This is a genomic window from Streptomyces sp. DvalAA-43 (assembly GCF_900091725.1).
In the GTDB taxonomy this organism is placed as follows: Bacteria; Actinomycetota; Actinomycetes; order Streptomycetales; family Streptomycetaceae; genus Streptomyces; species Streptomyces pulveraceus.
This window is the reverse complement of sequence record NZ_FMBW01000031.1, coordinates 45,369-66,052: the sequence shown is the minus strand read 5'-3', so window position 1 is coordinate 66,052 and position 20,684 is coordinate 45,369. Positions and strand designations below refer to the sequence as shown.

21 protein-coding genes and 1 pseudogene are annotated in these 20,684 nt (G+C 69.1%); 16 read left to right on the top strand and 6 right to left on the bottom strand.

The features are described from left to right. Window positions 1–18: 18 nt before the first annotated feature. Complete coding sequence (locus GA0115234_RS08260) at window positions 19–912, bottom strand: phosphatidylinositol-specific phospholipase C (RefSeq protein ID WP_093540221.1); 894 nt, start codon at window positions 910–912, stop codon at window positions 19–21. A gap of 883 nt (window positions 913–1,795) precedes the next feature. Between GA0115234_RS08260 and GA0115234_RS08255 the strand changes: the two genes are divergently transcribed. From GA0115234_RS08255 to GA0115234_RS08240, 3 genes are all read left to right on the top strand, one after another. After that, on the top strand, window positions 1,796–2,377 hold the full coding sequence (locus GA0115234_RS08255; RefSeq protein WP_093540220.1) for a YdeI/OmpD-associated family protein: 582 nt from the start codon (window positions 1,796–1,798) through the stop codon (window positions 2,375–2,377). A 249-nt stretch (window positions 2,378–2,626) separates the two neighbouring features. Then, a complete protein-coding gene (locus GA0115234_RS08250) occupies window positions 2,627–3,577 on the top strand; it encodes an alpha/beta fold hydrolase (protein WP_093540219.1) in 951 nt (316 codons plus the stop codon). 201 nt (window positions 3,578–3,778) lie between these two features. Continuing rightward, window positions 3,779–4,300 (top strand): DUF6879 family protein, encoded by a 522-nt coding sequence (locus tag GA0115234_RS08240; RefSeq protein WP_093540218.1) that lies wholly within the window; start codon window positions 3,779–3,781, stop codon window positions 4,298–4,300. A gap of 54 nt (window positions 4,301–4,354) precedes the next feature. Here GA0115234_RS08240 and GA0115234_RS08235 read toward each other — a convergent pair whose 3' ends face one another. From GA0115234_RS08235 to GA0115234_RS08225, 3 genes are all read right to left on the bottom strand, one after another. Further along, on the bottom strand, window positions 4,355–4,714 hold the full coding sequence (locus GA0115234_RS08235) for a hypothetical protein (RefSeq protein ID WP_093540217.1): 360 nt from the start codon (window positions 4,712–4,714) through the stop codon (window positions 4,355–4,357). Window positions 4,715–5,050: 336 nt separating this feature from the next. Further along, on the bottom strand, window positions 5,051–5,245 hold the full coding sequence (locus tag GA0115234_RS08230; RefSeq protein ID WP_093540465.1) for a DUF397 domain-containing protein: 195 nt from the start codon (window positions 5,243–5,245) through the stop codon (window positions 5,051–5,053). A gap of 13 nt (window positions 5,246–5,258) precedes the next feature. Beyond that, window positions 5,259–6,110, bottom strand: a complete 852-nt coding sequence (locus GA0115234_RS08225; RefSeq protein ID WP_093540216.1) for a helix-turn-helix domain-containing protein — start codon at window positions 6,108–6,110, stop codon at window positions 5,259–5,261. 245 nt (window positions 6,111–6,355) lie between these two features. Here GA0115234_RS08225 and GA0115234_RS08220 point away from each other — a divergent pair, with 245 nt between their 5' ends. Then, window positions 6,356–6,814, top strand: coding sequence for an ATP-binding protein (locus GA0115234_RS08220; RefSeq protein ID WP_093540215.1), 459 nt, complete (start codon window positions 6,356–6,358; stop codon window positions 6,812–6,814). Window positions 6,815–6,903: 89 nt separating this feature from the next. Here the strand turns inward: GA0115234_RS08220 and GA0115234_RS08215 are convergent, their stop codons facing one another. Continuing rightward, window positions 6,904–8,751 (bottom strand): bifunctional metallophosphatase/5'-nucleotidase, encoded by a 1,848-nt coding sequence (locus GA0115234_RS08215; RefSeq protein WP_093540214.1) that lies wholly within the window; start codon window positions 8,749–8,751, stop codon window positions 6,904–6,906. 159 nt (window positions 8,752–8,910) lie between these two features. On the opposite strand from GA0115234_RS08215, the gene GA0115234_RS08210 reads away from it, so the two are divergent. Continuing rightward, window positions 8,911–9,138 (top strand): PDDEXK nuclease domain-containing protein, encoded by a 228-nt coding sequence (locus tag GA0115234_RS08210; protein WP_237541151.1) that lies wholly within the window; start codon window positions 8,911–8,913, stop codon window positions 9,136–9,138. 125 nt (window positions 9,139–9,263) lie between these two features. Here GA0115234_RS08210 and tnpA read toward each other — a convergent pair. Beyond that, window positions 9,264–9,542, bottom strand: a pseudogene (gene tnpA, locus GA0115234_RS08205) (IS200/IS605 family transposase); the annotation flags it as partial. A 7-nt stretch (window positions 9,543–9,549) separates the two neighbouring features. Between tnpA and GA0115234_RS08200 the strand changes: the two are divergent. The 11 genes from GA0115234_RS08200 (at window position 9,550) to pstA (ending at window position 20,673) form a co-directional block, all read left to right on the top strand. Then, entirely contained in the window at window positions 9,550–9,756 is a 207-nt protein-coding gene (locus tag GA0115234_RS08200) for a PDDEXK nuclease domain-containing protein (protein WP_237541150.1), read from the top strand. Window positions 9,757–9,868: 112 nt separating this feature from the next. Beyond that, a complete protein-coding gene (gene mshD, locus GA0115234_RS08195) occupies window positions 9,869–10,792 on the top strand; it encodes a mycothiol synthase (protein ID WP_093540213.1) in 924 nt (307 codons plus the stop codon). A gap of 106 nt (window positions 10,793–10,898) precedes the next feature. After that, entirely contained in the window at window positions 10,899–11,309 is a 411-nt protein-coding gene (locus tag GA0115234_RS08190; RefSeq protein ID WP_093540212.1) for a GntR family transcriptional regulator, read from the top strand. Next, window positions 11,306–12,205 carry an ABC transporter ATP-binding protein gene (locus GA0115234_RS08185; RefSeq protein ID WP_093540211.1) on the top strand — a complete coding sequence of 300 codons (900 nt, stop codon included), beginning with the start codon at window positions 11,306–11,308 and terminating at the stop codon, window positions 12,203–12,205. Before GA0115234_RS08190 ends, GA0115234_RS08185 begins: the two co-directional genes overlap by 4 nt. Continuing rightward, a complete protein-coding gene (locus GA0115234_RS08180; RefSeq protein ID WP_176729107.1) occupies window positions 12,202–13,167 on the top strand; it encodes an ABC transporter permease in 966 nt (321 codons plus the stop codon). Before GA0115234_RS08185 ends, GA0115234_RS08180 begins: the two co-directional genes overlap by 4 nt. 269 nt (window positions 13,168–13,436) lie before the next feature. Further along, on the top strand, window positions 13,437–15,686 hold the full coding sequence (locus GA0115234_RS08175; RefSeq protein WP_093540210.1) for an RNA degradosome polyphosphate kinase: 2,250 nt from the start codon (window positions 13,437–13,439) through the stop codon (window positions 15,684–15,686). Then, complete coding sequence (locus GA0115234_RS08170; protein WP_093540464.1) at window positions 15,673–16,671, top strand: CHAD domain-containing protein; 999 nt, start codon at window positions 15,673–15,675, stop codon at window positions 16,669–16,671. The genes GA0115234_RS08175 and GA0115234_RS08170 overlap by 14 nt, the downstream gene beginning before the upstream one ends. Further along, on the top strand, window positions 16,668–17,114 hold the full coding sequence (locus GA0115234_RS08165; RefSeq protein WP_202553498.1) for an NUDIX hydrolase: 447 nt from the start codon (window positions 16,668–16,670) through the stop codon (window positions 17,112–17,114). The genes GA0115234_RS08170 and GA0115234_RS08165 overlap by 4 nt, the downstream gene beginning before the upstream one ends. 188 nt (window positions 17,115–17,302) lie before the next feature. Further along, entirely contained in the window at window positions 17,303–18,439 is a 1,137-nt protein-coding gene (gene pstS, locus GA0115234_RS08160; protein ID WP_093540209.1) for a phosphate ABC transporter substrate-binding protein PstS, read from the top strand. A 156-nt stretch (window positions 18,440–18,595) separates the two neighbouring features. Beyond that, entirely contained in the window at window positions 18,596–19,591 is a 996-nt protein-coding gene (pstC, locus tag GA0115234_RS08155) for a phosphate ABC transporter permease subunit PstC (protein ID WP_093540208.1), read from the top strand. Next, window positions 19,588–20,673, top strand: coding sequence for a phosphate ABC transporter permease PstA (gene pstA / locus GA0115234_RS08150; protein WP_093540207.1), 1,086 nt, complete (start codon window positions 19,588–19,590; stop codon window positions 20,671–20,673). Before pstC ends, pstA begins: the two co-directional genes overlap by 4 nt. The last annotated feature ends 11 nt before the right edge of the window (window positions 20,674–20,684 follow it).

The window sequence follows — 20,684 nt, the reverse complement described above, 5'->3', positions numbered from 1 at the left end:
CGCTGCGACGGCTCGGGCTCAGACCCCCGGATTGTGCCGGATCAGCGACTCGACCAGGCCGGACCGGGTGGCCGGGAAGTCCAGCGGGACGATTCCGAGCCCGGTCCAGCCCGCCGCCTCCGAGCCGTCCAGGAACGACTGGACCTGCGGGTTGAGCCGGTCCGCGTTCCAGCGCGGCGGCATCAGGGCGGCCGTGCTGACGTAGTTCATGAACAGCTTGCCGGGCTGCTGGGCGGCCTTGCGGAACTGGGCCTCGATCTTCGGGTACTTGCCGAACGGCTCCGCCATGTAGTCGTCCTGGATGTCGAAGAGCTCCGCGTCGGCGTACCGGACACCGGGCAGTCCGCCGTTGTCGGCCAGCAGCACGACCTTGCCGCGCGCCTCGCCCAGCGAGGGCAGCGAGGAGTCGATGCGGAACAGCGGGCGCCAGCCCCGGTTGTCGAGGTAGTCGTCGAAGACCGCCCGGAACGCCGCGTCGCTCTCCTCCGAGTACTCCTGCTTGACCCGCATCAGCACGGTCTCGGAGGGGTGCGCCGCCAGGAAGTCCCAGCAGGCGCCCAGCACATCGCCGAACATCAGGTTCTGGTACGAGGCGCCGTGGTGGATCGCGAAGGAGCCGCCGGTGATCCGGCACCGTACGTCGAGGAAGCGTATGCCGCTGTCCAACTGCTCGGCGATCGTGGTGTTCTGGCACTCGGTCCACGGGCCGCCGTAGCGGGCACCGGAGTCGTGCGAACCGGGGATCGTGAGGCGTTGCAGCGCGGTGGCGTCCGGGATGGCGCCCATCCAGTCCTGGGTGGCGCGGACTTGGCGGGTCCCGGCACCGGCGGGGCCCGCGCCGATCAGGACGGTGGCGGTGGCGGCGAGGGCACCGGCCAGGAAGTTCCGGCGAGTGGCGGTGTACGGGCTCATACGAGAACTGCCTCCGTCTGCCGTGGGGGGTCGACCCACGGATTATGACGGGTACGCGTCACGACGGGAACAGGGTCGAAGACCTTCCCTGGACCGGAGCGCCCTCACTCAATCGCGGGCCGCCCGGGCGCGGGAGCCCCCGCTGTCCGCAATAGCCCAGTGCATCAGCGATGCAACGACGGCACGCTGTCGCACGGAGGTCGGTGTGCCGTTCAGACTCCGCTCGCGAGCTTGCGCGGCGTCGACAGGCTGAGCGTGTTGAGCCTGCTGCCGCCCGTCAGGTCGGCCAGCTCGGTCAGGGCCGGGGAAGGCGACAGTCCGTGGTCGCGTGCGGAACGGAGGCGGTCTGACCGAGACAGTGGGGGACGCCCCTGCGGAGGGGCGCCGCACCCGCGGCCTGAACGACGGTAGCCCCCTCGGGGTCCCGGAGGGGGCTACCAATCGTTCACTCAGCTTGTTCTTCAACCTCTGGCGCTTCTCATGGCCTGCGACATGTACGGCGCCGTGGTGGCAGGTGGGCTGTACCCACGACTTGGGGATGCGTTCCCAGCACTTGCTACCGAGATCGTGAACTGCTGTGTGCTGAGGGTGAACCGCTGGCCGAGGCGGACGCTGGCCTGCCCTACTACGGCCCGTGCACCTGTACCGCAACCTGCGTCAACCTACTGACCGCGCCGCCCGGTTCGTCGGGTTCCTCCAGGCGGCCACAGCGGGGAGATCCGGCACATCGGAGTACGCGACCTTGACGTCGGCCGTCAGCTCAAGCAGTTCATCGACTCGACGGGTGGCCTGTGGCAGCAGGGCGAAGCTCGTCAAGTAGTGAGCCGGCCAGGTCGCCCAAGTAGGTCATCATCTGTCCTATAAGGCCTCTAGTCTGCGGTTTATGCAGAAATACGAGGACGGCGTCGAGATCCTTGTCCCCGCGAGCCCGGCCAAGCTTGAGGCCTGGCTCGACACGCATCACGGGGAACGGACCGCGCTCTGGGTGAAGATCGCCAGGAAGCATACCGGCATCCCGTCGCTCACCTGGGAAGAGCTGGTCGACACGGTGCTCTGCTTCGGCTGGATCGACGGTCAGCGGCGGGGCTTCAACGACTCGTACTTTCTGCAGCGCACGACACCCCGCAGCCCCCGCTCCGCCTGGTCGCAGGTGAACGTCGACAAGGCCGAGGCGCTGATCGCGGCGGGCCGGATGCGCCCCCGCGGCCTTGCCGAGGCCGAGGCGGCGCGGGCAGACGGCCGCTGGGCGAGGGCATATGCCTCGCCGAAGAACGCCACCGCACCACCGGATCTCATCGAAGCCCTCGATGCGAACCCGGCAGCGCGGGCGTTCTACGACACGCTCCGCAAGTCCGACCAGTTCGCGCTGTACCTCGGTCTGGTCACCGCCCGTACCGAGAAGACGCGGCTGGCCCGCTTGGAGCGGATAGTGGCGTCGATGGCAAGGTCTGAGCGGCCGTCATGATCGACCGCTCGGTCAACGCTCAGATCAAGGGCATCAAGGCCCGCGGAGGCTTATAGGGAGCCTCAGGAAAGGCGATGTCGCGAAGCGTAACCGTTTCGTGTCGCGTCTCAGTGATCTCAGTGATCTCAGTGTCAGACTTTCATTCCATGCAGGTCCCCCGCTGCGCGAAGAGTTCGCGATTCGACAACCCGAACCATCTTCGGGAACTTCGCCTAATCCCAATCACCCTGAAAGCAATAAGGAAACACGATGGCAAATTCTACCGATTTCCCCGAGCCCATTATTATTCCGGTCAACGGCGTGGAACTCGAAGTCTTCGAAGCAGGACGAGAAAACAAGGGAAAGCCCATCGTGCTCTGCCACGGCTGGCCTGAGCACGCGTACTCCTGGCGTCACCTGATGCCCGTCCTCGTAGAAGCCGGCTACCACGTCATCGCACCGAACCAGCGGGGTTTCGGTAACTCATCCTGCCCGGCCGAAGTGACGGACTACGACATCGAGCACCTGTCGGGCGACCTCGTCGCGCTCCTTGACCACTACGGATACGACGAGGCCACCTTCGTCGGCCATGACTGGGGTGGGTTCGTCGTCTGGTCGCTGGCCCTGCTGCACCCCAACCGTGTGAACAAGGTGATCAACCTGTCCTTGCCTTACCAGGTGCGCGGTGAAACGCCGTGGATCGAGGTCATGGAACAGTTCCTCGGCGGCGACTTCTACTTCGTCCACTTCAATCGACAGCCGGGCGTTGCGGACGCCGTGTTCGATGCGAACACAAGCCAGTTCATCCGCAACCTCTACCGGAAGAACGTACTCCCGGCGCCCCCTGAGCCAGGCATGGCGTTTATCAACCTCGCCCTGGCGGAAGCACCGCTCGGTGAGCCTGTCATGAGCGACAGCGACCTGGCCGTCTACATCTCCGGGTTCGAAGCGTCGGGATTCACGGGCGGCATCAACTGGTACCGGAATCTCGACCGTAACTGGCACCTGCTGGCGGACGTGGACCCGATCATCCAGCAGCCCGCCCTCATGATCTACGGCGACCGGGACTTGGCGGTCCCGAGGTCCGAGACCCTGACAGAGTTCGTGCCCAATGTGGAAGTGGTCGGCCTGGACTGCGGTCACTGGATTCAGGAGGAAATGCCCGAGGAAACAAACCAAGTGATTTCAAAATGGCTGGAACAGCAGGATGCCACCGTCTGAGCTTGATTCTGTCGGGGATCTTGTCTGGCGAGTTCAGGCGTCTTAAGGACCCGCTCGTGGTCCTCACGCCGGGCGGCACGTACGTTGTGCAGGGTCGGGAGGTGACTGATCCCGAGGCCCTGTCCCAGATGTCGATTCCGGGCTACGAGACCGTGGTCGAGGTCTCCAAGGCCGCGATCACAGCGCTACTGGAGGAACCGCGTGGAGCTGATCTCCAGCGCCGAGCGCAACCGGCTCATTGAGGACGCCGCACACGATGCCTTCCATCTGGAACTGAGGGACGAATACTCAGTTCCCCTGGAGGAGGGCCCGTACGAGAAGTGGCTCGGGGGAGCAACCGACAACGCCTTTATGGATTCGTGGTTGTCGATGATTCGGCGGCTCACCCAGGGGGGCAAGACCGTTCGGCGCGTCCGCGTAGTAACCGAGCCGCACACTCCGTACATCCGCTGGGAGCACGAGAACACTCCATTGAACGAGGGAGCCGGAGAGCAGATCCGATGGCTCCCGCGGCACAAGCTCCCCGAGGGGCTGTCTTTCCCTCTGGGCGGGGAGGACTGGTGGCTCTTCGATGACAAGCTCCTGGCCGTGGCGCACTTCGACAGCGGCGGGCGGGTCCTCGGCTCCGAGGTGATCGACGATCCCGAGACGGTCGCCGAATGTGTCCGAGTACGGGATCTGCTCTGGAACTCTGCCATCCAGCATTCCGAGTACAAGCCCTGACCGAGCAGTGAACAACCAGGCACAGAAGCAGCGGCAGGCATTGGGCGTGGGCGACTATTCCGGCGGCAGGTCCTCGCCAACCGCTGAAAAATAGAAGCCAGGGCGCACAGCCCACTCGATCCAGGCGTCGCGGTGGCTCAGCGACAAGCCGCAGGGTTCGCCGCGATGGAGCGCGCCGATGGCACCGACGCATCCGCCGCCGTCGACCCAGCTCAGCGCCCGATGCCGCTCCATGGTCGGCAGTTCGGCGGCCAGCGCGCGCACGTCCAGCCGGATGAAGCGGATGGCCTCGGCGGGGTCGAGGGCCATGTGCCGGGACACCTCGGCGATCTCGTCCGCCTCCATCGTGCGGTAGGTGACCCGCTCGCACCAGAACACGCGCGTCGCGGAGGGTTCGGGCTGTTGCTCGCGCACGGAATTCCTCCTGGCGCCGCATCGGAACCACCCCGCGCCTGCGGCCGGCGTGACGAGCGGCAGGCGCGGGGAGGTCCTTCGGAACTCCGTTCAACTGGCGCAGAATCGAACGGAGTTGGGCACTCCAGGCATGACTCACCGCAGAGCCGAACCGACTGGAGGCGCAACCCGAAGCTAGCGTTTTAAGCGAGCCCGTTTCAAGCGTTTGACGTCTAACGAGTGAGGCGAAGGTAGTCGACGAGTGCAGCCCGACCGACTAGTCCAAGCCACCCGGATACGCAAAGGGCGGCCCCCATCTGCGCCGATGGGAACCGCCCGAAGCGAAAGCACTAGAGATCAGGCCAGATCGTCGAACTCGCCTTCCTTCGCACCACCGAGGAAGGCACGGAGCTTGGCACGGGTCGTACGGATGACCACGCCCGGGTTGTCACTCTCGCGCATCAAGATCTCGCCGCCGTACTCGGCCAGCTCAAGGCAGTTGTTGCCCTCGGCATTCGATGACTTCGACGACTTTCGCCACTGGATTTCTATTGTTCTCACGCCTTCATACTTGTAGTGCGATGGTACGAATGAAGTCCCGCGTCTTCTCCGGGTCGAGCGAACGCTCTTCGGTTCGGTCCAGCGCAACCCGCCAGTTTTCGAGGCTTGTTTCAGCGTCCAAGAACCTCGAACCGGTCGCGGTGTCCGTCTGCACAGTGTCGAGCTGCGACACGGGACCGTAGAGGTAGTGTGCCGAACTGCTGGCGTGCGGAAAACCGCCAGCCGCGAACGGGATCGCACGGATGATGACATTGTCCCGGTCCGACTGCTCCAACAAGTGGCCGAGTTGGCTGCGCGCGACGGCGGAGCCGCCGTAAGTCATCCGCAGCGCAGCCTCGTGGATCAGGAACACACAACGGGGCTGATCCACCCGATCGAGTACGTCCCGGCGCTTCAGCCTGTGGGAAAGCAGGCGCCGTTGACGCGTCGGGCTGGGCGGCGGGACCGTCTCCGTGAACACAGCCCGCGCGTAGTCCTCGGTCTGGAGCAGCCCGGGAATGTGCATGATCTCGACCGACCGTAGACCGACGGCGTGGTGCTCCAACTCGGCCAGGTCGAGAGGGTCACTGGTGAACTCGCCCCGATAGTCCTCCCACCAACCGTTTATGCGCTCCCGCGCCATCTCCGCGAGTGCATCGATGTAGGCCGCGTCGGAACATCCGTAGTGCGTGGCCCACGCGCGAACCCGCTCCGTGCTGACGCCGAACCGCCCGGACTCGATGTTGCTCACCGTAGTGCGGTCCGTGCCGAGCATCGCCGCCGCTTCGGTGAGCGAAAGCCCCGTGCGCTCCCGCATCTTGCGCATCTCGGCACCCAGTCGACGCTGGCGCACCGTGGGCGCCTTCCTTGATGGCATCACATACTCCTCTCCCCGGGTCAGTGTGGCCCCGTTACCCATCGAGCCGCATATCGTTCACGACATTACACAAACGCGTCCAACGCGTGAGGCGCGTCGGCTATGGTCGCCACACCACCGCGCCGCACGCCAGGGAGCCCGAAGTGCAGCCGTACACAAGCACATTGACCCGTGCCCGCGTACGGCCATCGCCACGGGCGACGAGCGACGCACCCGTTCGCACCGCACCGCGTTGGGAGAACGACATGACCCACGTCCACGCCACCGCATACTCCACGCCACCGGACCCGCAGGGCGGCGAGATCTACCGGCTCGCCCTGCCGAACACGGCGGGCGCCGCGAAGCTCTCGCGTGACTTCATCGCGTCGCTGCTGACCGTCAGCAGACACTGCGGGCTGGTCGACGACGCGCGGCTGTGCGTCACGGAGGTGGTCACCAACGCCCACCGCCACACGCGTACGTCCCTGATCCGGGTCCGCGTGACCGTCCAGCGCAAGCTGGTCACCGTCTCCGTCGCGGACGACGACCACTGGGCCCTGCCCGAGCCGCCGGCCTTCCGCGAGGTGCGCGAACAGGAGGGCGGGCGTGGGCTGTTGCTCGTGGAGCGGCTGGCGTTCGCCTGGGGGATGACCGTGCTGGGCGGCTGCCTCCCGTACCGGAAGGCGGTCTGGTTCACCCTCGCCCGGAACGGGTCGGCGCCCTGAACCGGACGCGGAAACGCAGAAGGGCGGTGGGCCCGCCGGCCCACCGCCCCGCTCACCCGCGTACGGGAGTCACCGCATGTACGGAGTCACTACTGGATGACCGTGATCCGGTCCGCCGTCGGCGGGGCCAGCGGCGCGGCGGCCGAGGAGTGGGCCGCCAGGTAGGCGTTGAAGACGTCCAGGTCGGACGGGCCGACCAGCTTGTTCGTGCCCTGGCCGAGGGCCGCGAAGCCGTCGCCGCCGCCCGCGAGGAACTCGTTCATCGCGACGCGGTAGGACTTGGCCGGGTCGATCGCCTCACCGTTGAGCTTGATGGTGTCGGTGACCACGCGGGCCGCGCCCTTCTTCGTCATGTCCAGGGTGTAGGTGAGGCCCTTGGAGATCTGGAGGATCTTCGGGCTGGCCTCGTTGGAGCCGCTGACCTGCTGCTGGAGCGCCTCCACCAGCTGGGCACCGGTCAGGTCGACGACGTTCATCATGTTGGTGAAGGGCTGCACGGTGAAGGACTCCCCGTACGTCACCACCCCGTCGCCCTCGCTGCCGGACGCCTTGTGGACCAGGTCCGCGCGGATGCCTCCCGGGTTCATGAAGGCGACGACCGCCCCGCCCTTGTCCGCCGGGGCCAGGCCCTCCAGCTGGGCGTCGGCGATCAGGTCGCCGAGCGGCTTCTCGGGGGCCGTGGAGCCGCGGCCGTTGATGTCCGCGGTGATGTAGCCCTGCGGCCTGTTCGAGATGGGTGCCGCGAGGGTGTTCCAGCGGGCGATCAGGGCCGTCATGTCGTTGGCCTTGGGCTGGTCCCGGCTGACGATGTGGTTCGCCGACTTCGGGTTCTTGGCACCGGCCGACTTCACCGACGTACGGACGATGTCCTTGGTGCGGCGGTCGTACGTGAGCGTCGTGTCGGTGTAGAGCTTGCCGAAGGAGGACGCCGAGGTGACCATGCGCGGGTTGCCCGCCGGGTCCGGGATCGTGCACACGTACGCCTGGTGGGTGTGGCCCGTGACCAGGGCGTCGACCTTGGGGGTGATGCCCTTGGCGATGTCCGTGATCGGCCCGGAGATGCCGTCACCGGCGCCGGAGCTGTCGCAGTCGTAGTTGTACGAGGTGGAGGCCGGGGCGCCGCCCTCGTGGATCAGCGCGACGATGGACTTGACGCCCTGGCGGTCCAGCTCCTTGGCGTACTTGTTGATCGTCTCGATCTCGTCGTGGAACTTCAGGCCCTTGACGCCGTTGGCCGTGACGATGTTCGGCGTGCCCTCCAGGGTCACCCCGATGAAGCCGATCTTGACGCCGTTCTTCTTCCAGACCGTGTACGGCTTGAGGATCGGCTTGCCGGTCTTCTCGTTCGTCACGTTGGCGGCGAGGTAGGGGAAGTCGGCGCCCTTGAACTTCTTCTTCTCGTAGCACCCCTCGACCGGGTGGCAGCCGCCGTTCTGGAGGCGGGCCAGCTCGGTGGCGCCCTCGTCGAACTCGTGGTTGCCGACGCTCGTCACGTCGAGGTCGATCTTGTTGAGCGCCTCGATGGTCGGCTCGTCGTGGAAGAGACCCGACAGCAGCGGGCTCGCGCCCACCATGTCGCCGCCGGCCGCGGTGATCGAGTACGGGTGCCCCTTGCGCGCGGTGCGCAGCGAGGAGGCGAGGTACTCGATGCCACCGGCCGGGATCGCCTTGACCGTGCCGTCGGCCTGCGTCTCGTTGACCGTGCCCGCCGAGCCGGCCGGCGGCTCCAGGTTCCCGTGCAGGTCGTTGAAGGACAGCAGCTGTACGTCGACGGTACGGCCCGGCTTGTGGTGGCCGTGGCCGTGGCCGTGGCCATGGTCGTGGCGCTCCTGGGCGCCGGCCGGCATCGCGGCGACGAGCGCGCCCACGGTGGCGAGCCCGGCCGCGGCGGCGAGCACCCGCCGGGGCACACGGTTCTTCTGCGGTGTCGCTGACATCGGTCCCCTTGTGAGTTCAGCGGGAGGTTCGAAAGTGATGACGAGTCTGGAGACTTCGTGCGCAGCCTAGGGTCAACGCGCGTAGCGCGACAGGTTTCCCGGGTTACGAACTGGTTGCCATGCGGTGGGTATGGCCCCAAACGGTCAGATGTCACTCGTATGGCTCACATATGCGGGCGGCACACGGAGCGGGACCTGGAGGACGCCCTCGTGGCCCACCTCATCAGGTTCCTCACCGAGCCGGGGGTCGGCTTCGCCTTCGTGGGGCGGCAGTACCCCGTGGTCGTGGGCGACAGTGAATACCGCATCGACCTGCTCTTCTACCACTGCAAGCTGCACTGCTACCGGGATTCATTCGCGGTGCATCGGCCTTCGGGCCGGTGGTGAAGCGAATCTTTCGCTGTGCCACGGTGTGGCACGGGTTCTCGCCCTGCGGAGCAGGGTGGTGCTGCTTCTTTCAGGGCCGGGCGCGGAGCGCCCGGTGACCTTCCGGCGGTGCCGGAGCGTGCCGGTCACCGTGGCCAGTTCTGTTGCTCGGTGTATTGCCTCACCACGCTCAGGGGTGCGCCGCCGACGCTGCCGGCGAAGTAGAGGCCGGACCAGAGCTTGCTGGTCCTCCAGTAGTGCCGGGTCAGGTCGTCGAACTCCTGGCGCAGACGCCGCGGGGAGACGCCCCTGAGGGAGTTGACCAGCTTGGTCACCGTGACCCTGGGCGGGAAGTTCACGAGGAGGTGGACGTGGTTGTCCTCGCCGTTGAACTCCACGAGCTCGCACTCGAAGTCCTGGCAGACGGCACGCATGTCCGACGGGCCCACCATCGGCATTCTCATCGCCGAGAGCCGCGACCGGTCGATGGTCGAGTACGCGTTGCGCGGCCACAATCAGCCGCTGGCCGTCAGCACCTACGCCGGTCTGCCCGACCGGGTGCGCGAGCTGCTGCCCAGCGCCGAGGACCTCTCCCGGATCGCCGACGGCGTACTGAACACGCCGCAGACCACGGACTGAGAGCCGAAGCCCCGCGCACCGCGGGCTGAGAACCGACCCCCGCACCACGGACCGAGAACCGAAGCCCCGCGCACCACCCCGGCGCCCACCCCACCCCCGTACGCTCGTAGGCATGACGACTGACGCACCCCTCCCCGCACCCGGACGCGAGATCCGGACGCTCGACGTGCTCTCCCCCGAGCAGGCGGAAGCCGTATCCGAACTGCTCGCCGAGGCGGCCCGGTCCGACGGCCGGCAGGCCGTGTCCGAGCAGGGGCGGTTGCAGCTGCGGGGCGGCCGGCGCGAGGGGGTGCGGCATCTGCTGCTGACCAGCGGGCCGGTCCTGGTCGGGTACGCCCAGCTGGAGGACACCGACCCCGTGGAGGCCCCGGCCGCCGAGCTGGTCGTCCACCCCGCGTACCGCGGGCAGGGCCACGGGCGGGCGCTGGGCGCGGCGCTGCTCGCCACGACCGGGAAGCGGCTGCGGGTGTGGGCGCACGGCGGGAAGTCCGCGGCGCGGCATCTCGCGCAGGTCCTCGGGCTCTCGCTCTTCCGCGAACTGCGCCAGCTGCGCCGCCCGTTGACCCCGCCGGACATCGCGGAGCCGGTGCTTCCGCCCGGCGTCACCGTCCGCACCTTCGTGCCCGGCGAGGACGACGACGCCTGGCTCGCGGTCAACCGCGCCGCCTTCGCCCATCACCCGGAGCAGGGCTCGCTGACCCAGCGCGACCTGGACGACCGCAAGGCGGAGCCGTGGTTCGACCCGAAGGGGTTCTTCCTGGCCGAGCGCGACGGCGAGCTGATCGGCTTCCACTGGACGAAGGTGCACGCCGAGGAGCAGCTCGGTGAGGTGTACGTGGTCGGCATCCGGCCCGACGCGCAGGGCGGCGGCCTCGGCAAGGCGCTCACCGCGATCGGGCTGCGCCATCTGGCCGCCGAGGCGCTGCCGACCGCGATGCTCTACGTGGACGCGGACAACAAGGCGGCCCTGGCCGTCTACGAGCGGATGGGCTTCGTGACGCACGAGGTGGACCTGATGTACCGCACGGAGTCCTGAGCCCGGACGGACCGGCACCGGATCAACTCCCCCGGGGGCGGCGTCGCTTGACGCCGCCCCTTCTTTGCGCCACTCTTTCACTACTCAATTAGTGAAAGGGGTGAACATGGCAGAGTCCGCAGCGGTCGAGTACCGCATCGACCGGCGCAGCGGCGTCGCCACGTACCTCCAGATCGTCCAGCAGACCAAGCAGGCGCTCCGCCTCGGCCTGCTGGGGCCCGGTGACCGGCTGCCCACCGCACGCGAGGTCGTCGAGGCCACCGCCATCAACCCGAACACCGTGCTCAAGGCCTACCGGGAGCTGGAGCGCGAGGGCCTCGTCGAGGCCCGGCGCGGGCTCGGCACCTTCGTCACCCGGGCCCTCGGCGGCGCGGCGGCCGCCGACGACGCACCGCTGCGCGCCGAACTCGCCGAGTGGACCCGCCGGGCCCGCGCGGCCGGGCTGGAGAAGGACGACGTGAGCGCGCTCTTCACCGCCGTACTGGACAGGACTTTCGAGGGGGATCGGGCCGGATGACAGGCGCTGCGATCGAGGCCACCGGCCTCGGCATGAAGTACCGGAACAGGGGCTGGGCGCTGCGCGACTGCTCCTTCCGGCTGCCCGCCGGGCGGGTCTGCGCCCTCGTCGGGCCCAACGGCGCGGGCAAGTCCACCCTGCTCGCCCTCGCGGCCGGCTTCCTGCGCCCCTCGGAGGGGGCGGTACGGGTGCTGGGCACGACCCCCGGCCAGGCCCGTAGCCGGATGGCCTTCGTGGCCCAGGACAAGCCGCTGTACCCGCAGTTGACGGTGGCCGCGACGCTCTGGGCGGGCGCCGAGCTGAATCCCGCCACCTGGGACCAGGACACCGCCGAACGCATCGCCGGGGAGCTCCCGCGCGACGCCCGGGTCCGTGACCTCTCCGGCGGCCAGCGCACCCGGCTCGCCCTGGCCCTCGCGCTGGGCAAGCGGCCCGAACTGCTCCTGCTGGACGAGCCGATGGCCGATCTCGACCCGCTCGCCCGCCACCAGCTGATGGGCTCCCTGATGGCGGAGGCCGCCGAGCACGCCACCACCATCGTGATGTCCTCGCACATCCTCACCGAGCTGGAGGGCGCCTGCGACTACCTCCTGCTCGTCGACGGGGGCCGGGTCCGCCTCGGCGGCGAGGCGGAGGACATCCTCGCCGCCCACGCCCTGCTCACCGGCCCGGTACGGGACACCGCACCGCACACCGTCGTCGAGTCCCGCACCGCGGGACGGCTTCAGACCGCACTCGTACGGAGGCAGGGACCCGTGGACACCGCTGTGTGGGAGGCCGCCGAGCCTTCGCTGGAAGAACTGCTGCTGGCGCATCTGCGGTCGCCGGAGGCCCCGGCGCTGCTGACGCCGAGCGCGACGGCCGCCGAGGGCGGCAAGGAGGTGGCGGCGGTATGAGCGCGATCGCCCTGCGCGGCCCGGAGCGGGTCGTCATATACCAGCACCGCCGCGCCCTGTGGAGCGCCGGAGCCCTCGCGCTCGTGGGTGTCGCCGCCGTCGTCGCCGCCTGGCTGTGGGCGTCGTCCGCCTCCGGCACGTTCGCGGGCAGCGGCTGCTCGGTCGAGAACACGGTCCGGGGCTGCGGCGACACCGTCCGCGCCTTCCTCGACACCGAACTGCGGTTCAGCCAGGCCGTCGATTACGCCGGCCTGGCGATGATGATCCTGCCCGCCTGCGTCGGCATGTTCGTCGCCGGGCCGCTGATCGGCCGGGAGCTGGAGAACGGTACGTACATCACCTCCTGGTCCCAGTCGGTGTCGCCCGCGCGCTGGCTCGCCGCCAGGCTCGCCGTACCCGCCGTGCTCACCCTGGCCGGGGTCTCCGTGCTGTCCGCCTTCTCCGCCTGGGCCTGGTCGCGGGCGAAGGGCACGTACTACCCGAGGGGCGACTGGTACGAGCGCGAGATCTACGGCGCGATGGGCTCGGCCCCCGTGGGCTACGCCCTGTGCATGCTGGCCCTCGGAGCGCTCATAGGACTGCTGCTGCGGCGCGCGGTCGCGGCGATGGCCGTGACCGTGCTCGCGTACGTCCCGCTGGTGATGGTCCTGAACCGGGTGCGCGAGGACCTCTGGCCGACGGCCCGGTTCCTCGGGGGCGACCGGCCCGGGGGCGATGCCTGGCTGGTCGACTCGGGGATGCTCACCGCCTCCGGCAAGGCGATCTACCCGAAGGACTGCTTCGGGGGCGCGGGGGACACCGCCGCCTGCATGCGCGGGCTCAAAGAAGCCACCGGATTCGCCGACTACCACCCCGCCTCGCACTTCTGGCCCCTCCAGCTCGTCGAGACCGGCATCCTGCTCGTCCTGGCCGCCCTCGCCGTCGCGCTCGCCTTCCGGGTGCTGCGCCGCCGGCACGGCTGACGTCCGAACCGGTTCCGGGCCCTCCCCGGGCCCGGAATCGGTTCGTATGACCAATCCGCGCACGGCACACCGCTTCCTGCACGTCATGTCGCCGTTACCAGCCATTCAGACGCGCTTGCGACCCTCTGACAATGCAGCCAGCTGTGCCGACCCCCCGCAACGGGAGAAATCCCGGCGGAGCCCGCACGAACGACGTCAACCGCGCGTTCCCCGCGATCTCCGCACCCGCCGACGCGCCCCCGGAGCCGTCCGCGCGGAAGAATAGGGCCATGAGCCAGCAGCCCAGCTCCGAGGTACCGGTCCAGTCCGCCGTGCAGCCGTCGGTCGGCTCGCTCGCCGCCCACCGGCCGCACGCCGTCGCCGCGTCCAACGGCGCCGCCCTGTCGACCGCGGCCGACCTGGATCCCGACATCGACGCCGACGTGGACGCGTACGAGCCCGATGTCGACGGCGACGAACTGCCCCAGGGCCGCTTCCTGGACCGTGAACGCAGTTGGCTCGCGTTCAACGAACGAGTGCTCGAACTGGCCGAGGACCCCGCGACCCCCCTCCTCGAACGGGCTAATTTCCTCGCCATCTTCGCCTCGAACCTGGACGAGTTCTTCATGGTCCGGGTGGCCGGACTCAAGCGCCGTATCGCCACCGGAGTCGCCACCCGGTCCGCCTCCGGACTCCAGCCCCGCGAGGTCCTGGACCTGATCTGGACCCGCTCGCGCGAACTCATGGCCCGGCACGCCGCCTGCTACCAGCAGGACGTGGCTCCCGCGCTCTCGGACGAGGGCATCCAGCTGATCCGCTGGCCCGAGCTGACCGAGAAGGAACAGGCCCGGCTGTTCACCTTCTTCCGGCAGCGCGTCTTCCCCGTCCTGACCCCCCTCGCCGTCGACCCGGCACACCCCTTCCCGTACATCTCGGGGCTCTCGCTCAACCTCGCCGTCGTCGTGCGCAACCCGGTCAGCGGCCACCGCCACTTCGCCCGGGTCAAGGTGCCGCCGCTGCTGACCCGCTTCCTGGAGGCGTCGCCGCAGCGGTACGTGCCCATAGAGGACGTCATCGCCGCCCACCTCGAAGAGCTCTTCCCGGGCATGGAGGTCCTCGCCCACCACATGTTCCGGGTCACCAGGAACGAGGACCTGGAGGTCGAGGAGGACGATGCCGAGAACCTCCTCAAGGCCCTGGAGAAGGAGCTCATGCGGCGCCGCTTCGGCCCGCCGGTCCGCCTGGAGGTCGAGGAGTCCATCGACCCGTACGTGCTCGACCTGCTGGTGCGCGAGCTGAAGGTGTCCGACGCCGAGGTCTACCCGCTGCCCGGACCGCTCGACCTCACCGGGCTCTTCGGCGTAGCGTCGCTGGACCGGCCCGAGCTGAAGTTCCCCAAGTTCATCGCCGGCACCCACCGCGATCTCGCCGAGGTCGAATCCGCCTCCGCGCCCGACATCTTCGCCGCGCTGCGCGAACGCGACGTACTCCTGCACCACCCGTACGACTCGTTCTCCACCTCCGTACAGGCCTTCCTGGAACAGGCCGCCGGCGACCCCGACGTCCTGGCCATCAAGCAGACCCTGTACCGGACCTCGGGCGACTCACCGATAGTGGACGCCCTCATCGACGCCGCCGAGTCCGGCAAGCAGGTCCTGGTGCTCGTGGAGATCAAGGCCCGCTTCGACGAGCAGGCCAACATCAAGTGGGCACGGAAGCTGGAGGAGGCGGGCTGCCACGTCGTCTACGGCCTCGTCGGCCTCAAGACCCACTGCAAGCTCTCGCTGGTCGTCCGGCAGGAGGGCGACACCCTGCGCCGCTACTCCCACGTCGGCACCGGCAACTACCACCCCAAGACGGCCAGGCTCTACGAGGACCTCGGCCTGCTGACCGCGGACCCGCAGGTCGGCGCGGACCTCTCCGACCTCTTCAACCGGCTCTCCGGCTACTCCCGCCGCGAGACCTACCGCCGTCTCCTGGTCGCCCCGAAATCCCTGCGGGACGGGCTGATCGCCCGGATCAACAAGGAGATCACCCACCACCGGGCCGGCCGGACCGCCTACGTCCGCATCAAGGTCAACTCGATGGTCGACGAGGCGATCATCGACGCCTGCTACCGGGCCGCGGCGGCGGGCGTGCCGGTGGACATCTGGGTACGCGGCATCTGCGCGATCCGCCCCGGCGTCCCCGGCCTCTCCGAGAACATCCGGGTCCGCTCGATCCTGGGCCGCTTCCTCGAACACTCCCGGGTCTTCGCCTTCGGCAACGGCGGAGAACCCGAGGTGTGGTTCGGCAGCGCCGACATGATGCACCGCAATCTCGACCGCCGGATCGAAGCACTGGTCCGGGTCACCGATCCCGCCCACCGCGCCGCGCTCAGCCGTCTCCTGGAGACCGGCATGGCCGACACCACCTCCTCCTGGCACCTCGGTCCCGACGGGAACTGGACCCGACACGCCACGGACGCGGACGGTCAGCCGCTGCGGCACGTACAGGAAATGCTCATTGACGCCCGGAGGCGCCGGCGTGCGACGCCATGACCAGCAGACGACGCAGGCGGACCTTACGGCGGGCGCGGTCCTCGCGCCCTACCTTCAGGAACAGGCCGCCGAATTCCTCCGCAGCCTGCGCCTGCACCGCGAGAACAGCGCCCCCACGGACGCCGGGAGCCACGGGGCCGAGGAGGCCGCCGCCGCGCTGCGCCGCTCCGCGCGCCGGATCGGCGGCACGCTGCACACCTTCCGGGCGGCGCTGGACGCCGCCTGGGCCGAGCAGCTCCGCACCGAACTGGCCTGGCTCTCGGGCACCCTGGCCCGGGAACACGCCTACGCGACCCGGCTGAACCGGCTCCTCGAAGCGCTGCACACCCTGTCCGGCACCTCGCTGCCCACCGCCCGCGACGGGTCCGGCTCCGGGAGCACCGCCGACAAGGAGCGCGCCGTCCTCGGCGTCGGCGCGGCCCGCGCCGGAGCCCTCCTCGAACGGCAGCTCACCCTCGCCCGGACCCGCGCCCACTCCGCGGCGCTCCAGGCGCTCGGCTCCTCCCGCTTCCACGCGGTGGCCGACGCCGTCGCGCTGCTGGCCTCGGAGGTCCCGCTCGCCGGGGCCGCCGCGGCCCCGGCCGAGGAGATGCTGCACGGGCCCTCCGACCGGGCCGAACAGCACCTGCTCGGCGCGGTGGCGGCGCTCCCGTCCGGCCGGGCGGCCGAGCCGTACAACGAGGCGCAGGACGCGCCCTGGCACCGGACCCGACTGCTGCTGCGGCTGCACCGGTACGCCCATGAGGTGGTGCGCGGCGACTCCGATCCGGTCCTGGCCGCGCCGGGGCGCGCGCTCGATCTGCACCGGGACGCCTCGGAGGCGGCCGCCGCGGCGGCGTCGGCGGCCCGTACGCCCCGCATCGCGCCCGCGACCGCGTACGCGCTGGGGGTGCTCCACGCCGACCAGCGCCACGAGGTGGAGGCGGCCCGCGGCGTGTTCCGGGCGAGCTGGCCGTACGCCACCGCGGCCGTGAGCGCGCCATGAGCGGAACGGTGGGCGCCCGTGGCGCCAAGCGCGCCGTGACCGGGCCGGTGCTCGCCGCGGGGTGCGTGCTGTGGCGCCGCCCGCCGTCCGGCGGGCTGGAGTTCTGTCTGGTCCACCGGCCCCGGTACGACGACTGGTCGTACCCCAAGGGCAAGCTGAAGCGCGGCGAGCCGCCGCTGGACGCCGCCCGGCGCGAGGTCCTGGAGGAGACCGGCCACCACTGCGCCCCGGGCGCCCCGCTCCCCACGGTCCGCTACCGCGCGAACGGCCGCCCCAAGGAGGTCGCCTACTGGACGGCCGAGGCGACCGGCGGCACCTTCGTGCCCAACGCCGAGGTCGACCGGGTGAGCTGGCTCGCCCCGGCGGAGGCCCGTACCCGCCTCACCCAGGACCGCGACCGGGAGCTCCTGGACGCCGCACTCGCCCTACTGTCGAACACCTGAGCGAGCGAAAGAACCGCGCCGCCCCGCACGGTTCACCTTCCGTTCACTCCCTCCCGTAGGCCGCTTCACCTGATCTGCCTAACTTCGGCAGTACACGGTGCACGGCGAAACGCCGGAGCACCCATCACATCGCACGCCGTCGTAGAACGAAGAAGACCTCGGCGGCTCCTGGAAGGAACACCCGAAAAGTGAAGCTTCAGCGCAAGAACCGGCTTCGTGCCACCGCGCTCGGTGCCCTCGCCGTCTCCGGCGCCCTGGTCCTCACGGCGTGCGGTTCGGACGACAACACCAGCGGCTCCACCGGTGGCAACGGCGGGAAGACGACCGCCGCGTCGAACATCAAGTGCGACGACGCCAAGGGTCAGCTGCCCGCCTCCGGCTCCAGCGCGCAGAAGAACGCCATGGACCTCTGGGCCAAGAACTACATGGCCGGCTGCAAGGGCGTCGAGATCAACTACAAGTCGTCCTCCTCCGGTGAGGGCATCGTCGCCTTCAACCAGGGCACGGTCGGCTTCGCCGGTTCCGACTCGGCGCTGAAGCCCGAAGAGGTCGCCGACTCGAAGAAGATCTGCAAGGGCGGCCAGGGCATCAACCTCCCGATGGTCGGCGGCCCGATCGCGATCGGCTTCCACCTGGAGGGTGTCGACAGCCTCACGCTGGACGCCCCCACGCTCGCCAAGATCTTCGACGGCAAGATCAAGAAGTGGAACGACCAGGCGATCGCCAAGCTCAACACCGGCGCGAAGCTCCCGGACAAGGCCATCCAGCCCTTCCACCGCTCCGAGGACTCCGGCACCACGCAGAACCTCGGCAAGTACCTCGGCGCGGCCGCCCCGAGCGACTGGAAGTACGAGGCCGAGAAGAAGTGGCCGGCCCCCGGTGGCCAGGCCGCGTCCGGCTCCTCCGGTGTCGCCGCCCAGGTGAAGCAGGTCGACGGCGCGATCGGTTACTTCGAGCTCAGCTACGCCACCTCGCAGTCGATCTCCACCGTCGACATCAACACCGGTGGCGCCGCCCCGGTCAAGGCCACCTCGGAGAACGCCTCCAAGGCCATCGCCGCCGCCAAGATCAAGGGCACCGGCAAGGACCTGGCGCTGGACCTCGACTACACGACCAAGGCCGAGGGCGCCTACCCGATCGTCCTGGTGACGTACGAGGTCGTCTGCGACAAGGGCAACAAGGCCGAGACCCTCTCCACGGTCAAGTCCTTCCTGAACTACACCGCCGGTGACGAGGGCCAGAAGCTCCTCACCGAGGCCGGCTACGCGCCGATCCCGGCCGAGATCAACGCCAAGGTCCGCGAGACCATCGCCTCCCTCTCGTAACCCGGACGCGCAAGCCCCACCAGCAACACCTTCAGCAACACCAGCAACATCCGGCGGACCGGTCCGGTGCACCCCTCCGGACCGGTCCGCCACCCTCCATCCGGTGCACCGCCGCCAGGGGAGCCAGACCGCTCCCCCACACAGACCGGAAAGACCATGGCTTCCACCACACCGATAGAAACGCCGCCGGCCGCGCCGGTGGCGCGCCAGCGCGCCGGGACCACGTCCGGGCGCGTGGGCGACAAGGTCTTCCTGGGCCTCTCCAGGGGCTCGGGCATTCTGCTGCTCGTGATCATGGCGTCGATCGCCGTGTTCCTGACCTACCGCGCCGCCCTCGCCGTCTCCAAGGACGAAGGCAACTTCTTCACCACCTTCGACTGGAACCCGGCGGGCGACCCGCCGGTCTTCGGCATCGCGGTCCTCCTCTTCGGCACGGTCGTCAGCTCGATCATCGCGATGGCCATCGCCGTCCCGGTCGCTGTCGGCATCGCCCTGTTCATCTCGCACTACGCGCCGCGCAAGCTGGCCGCGCCCCTCGCGTACGTCGTCGATCTGCTCGCCGCAGTGCCGAGCATCGTGTACGGCATCTGGGGCGCCCTCGTCCTGGTCCCGTACCTCGAAGGCCCGAACCTCTGGCTCGACCAGTTCTTCGGCTGGACGTACATCTTCGAGAAGACCGAGGTCGGCGTCGCCCGCTCGCTCTTCACCGTCGGCATCCTGCTCGCGATCATGATCCTGCCGATCGTGACCAGTGTCAGCCGCGAAGTCTTCCTCCAGGTCCCGAGGATGAACGAGGAAGCCGCCCTCGCCCTGGGCGCCACCCGCTGGGAGGTCATCCGCCTCTCGGTGCTCCCCTTCGGCCGCTCCGGCGTGATCTCCGCCTCGATGCTGGGCCTGGGCCGCGCGCTCGGCGAGACGATGGCCGTCGCCACGGTCCTGTCGCCGAGCTTCGTCATCTCCGGGCACCTGCTCAACGCGGGCGGCGGCACCTTCGCCCAGAACATCGCCGCGAAGTTCGACGAGGCCAACGAGTACGGGCGTGACGCCCTGATCGCCTCGGGCCTCGTGCTCTTCGTCCTCACCCTGCTGGTCAACGGCGCGGCCCGGCTGATCATCGCCCGCCGCAAGGAATACTCGGGGGCCAACGCATGAGCCAGGCAGCCAACACCGGCATACAGGAGCGCCCCGCCGCGACGGCGTCCGCGCGCCCGAGCAGCCTGAGCAGCCGGGCACTCCCCCGCTGGGCCCCTCTCGCCTTCGCGGCCGTCGCGATCGCCCTGGGCGTGGGCACCGGCATCGCGGCGGGCTGGCAGAGCCGCACCCAGTGGGGGCTGGTCTCCGCCCTCCTCTTCCTCGTCATCTCGTACATCGCGACCTCGGTCGTCGAGAACCGCCGCCAGGCCAAGGACCGGCTCGCCACCAGCGTCGTCTGGGTCTGCTTCCTGCTGGCCGTGGTGCCGCTCGCCTCACTGCTGTGGACGACGGTCAGCCACGGCGCGGAGCGCCTGGACGGGTACTTCCTGACCCACTCGATGGCCGGCGTGCTCGGCTCCGAGCCGACCGGCGGGGTCTACCACGCACTGATCGGCACGCTGGAGCAGGTCGGCATCGCCACCCTGATCTCCGCCCCGATCGGCATGCTGACCGCCGTCTACCTGGTGGAGTACGGCAAGGGCGCCCTGGCCAAGGCCGTGACCTTCTTCGTCGACGTCATGACGGGTATCCCGTCCATCGTCGCCGGTCTCTTCATCCTGTCGATCATGCTGATGACCAAGACCCAGCCGTCCGGTCTGATGGGTGCCCTGGCGCTCACGATCCTGATGATCCCGGTCGTGGTCCGCTCCACCGAGGAGATGCTCAAGCTCGTCCCGAACGAGCTCCGCGAGGCATCGCTCGCCCTCGGCGTCCCGAAGTGGCGCACCATCCTGAAGGTGGTCCTGCCGACCGCGATCGGCGGCATCACCACCGGTGTGATGCTCGCGATCGCCCGTATCGCCGGTGAGACCGCGCCGATCATGCTGCTGGTCTTCGGCAGCCAGCTGATCAACGCCAACCCGTTCCAGGGTGCACAGTCCTCGCTCCCCTTCTACATCTGGGAGCAGTACAAGGTCGGCACCGACCAGTCGTACGACCGTGCCTGGGCCGCAGCGCTGGTCCTGATCGCCTTCGTCATGATCCTCAACCTGGTGGCCCGCGGCATCGCCCGCTGGAAGGCCCCGAAGACCGGCCGCTGACCGCGGCACGA

Bases quoted from the DNA above. Each gene is read 5' to 3' on its own strand.
- GA0115234_RS08260 (WP_093540221.1), bottom strand. From the start codon at position 912: ATGAGCCCGTACACCGCCACTCGCCGGAACTTCCTGGCCGGTGCCCTC.
- GA0115234_RS08255 (WP_093540220.1), top strand. From the start codon at position 1,796: ATGCAGAAATACGAGGACGGCGTCGAGATCCTTGTCCCCGCGAGCCCG.
- GA0115234_RS08250 (WP_093540219.1), top strand. From the start codon at position 2,627: ATGGCAAATTCTACCGATTTCCCCGAGCCCATTATTATTCCGGTCAAC.
- GA0115234_RS08225 (WP_093540216.1), bottom strand. From the start codon at position 6,110: ATGCCATCAAGGAAGGCGCCCACGGTGCGCCAGCGTCGACTGGGTGCC.
- GA0115234_RS08220 (WP_093540215.1), top strand. From the start codon at position 6,356: ATGACCCACGTCCACGCCACCGCATACTCCACGCCACCGGACCCGCAG.
- GA0115234_RS08215 (WP_093540214.1), bottom strand. From the start codon at position 8,751: ATGTCAGCGACACCGCAGAAGAACCGTGTGCCCCGGCGGGTGCTCGCC.
- GA0115234_RS08210 (WP_237541151.1), top strand. From the start codon at position 8,911: ATGGCTCACATATGCGGGCGGCACACGGAGCGGGACCTGGAGGACGCC.
- GA0115234_RS08200 (WP_237541150.1), top strand. From the start codon at position 9,550: ATGTCCGACGGGCCCACCATCGGCATTCTCATCGCCGAGAGCCGCGAC.
- mshD (WP_093540213.1), top strand. From the start codon at position 9,869: ATGACGACTGACGCACCCCTCCCCGCACCCGGACGCGAGATCCGGACG.
- GA0115234_RS08190 (WP_093540212.1), top strand. From the start codon at position 10,899: ATGGCAGAGTCCGCAGCGGTCGAGTACCGCATCGACCGGCGCAGCGGC.
- GA0115234_RS08185 (WP_093540211.1), top strand. From the start codon at position 11,306: ATGACAGGCGCTGCGATCGAGGCCACCGGCCTCGGCATGAAGTACCGG.
- GA0115234_RS08180 (WP_176729107.1), top strand. From the start codon at position 12,202: ATGAGCGCGATCGCCCTGCGCGGCCCGGAGCGGGTCGTCATATACCAG.
- GA0115234_RS08175 (WP_093540210.1), top strand. From the start codon at position 13,437: ATGAGCCAGCAGCCCAGCTCCGAGGTACCGGTCCAGTCCGCCGTGCAG.
- GA0115234_RS08165 (WP_202553498.1), top strand. From the start codon at position 16,668: ATGAGCGGAACGGTGGGCGCCCGTGGCGCCAAGCGCGCCGTGACCGGG.
- pstC (WP_093540208.1), top strand. From the start codon at position 18,596: ATGGCTTCCACCACACCGATAGAAACGCCGCCGGCCGCGCCGGTGGCG.
- pstA (WP_093540207.1), top strand. From the start codon at position 19,588: ATGAGCCAGGCAGCCAACACCGGCATACAGGAGCGCCCCGCCGCGACG.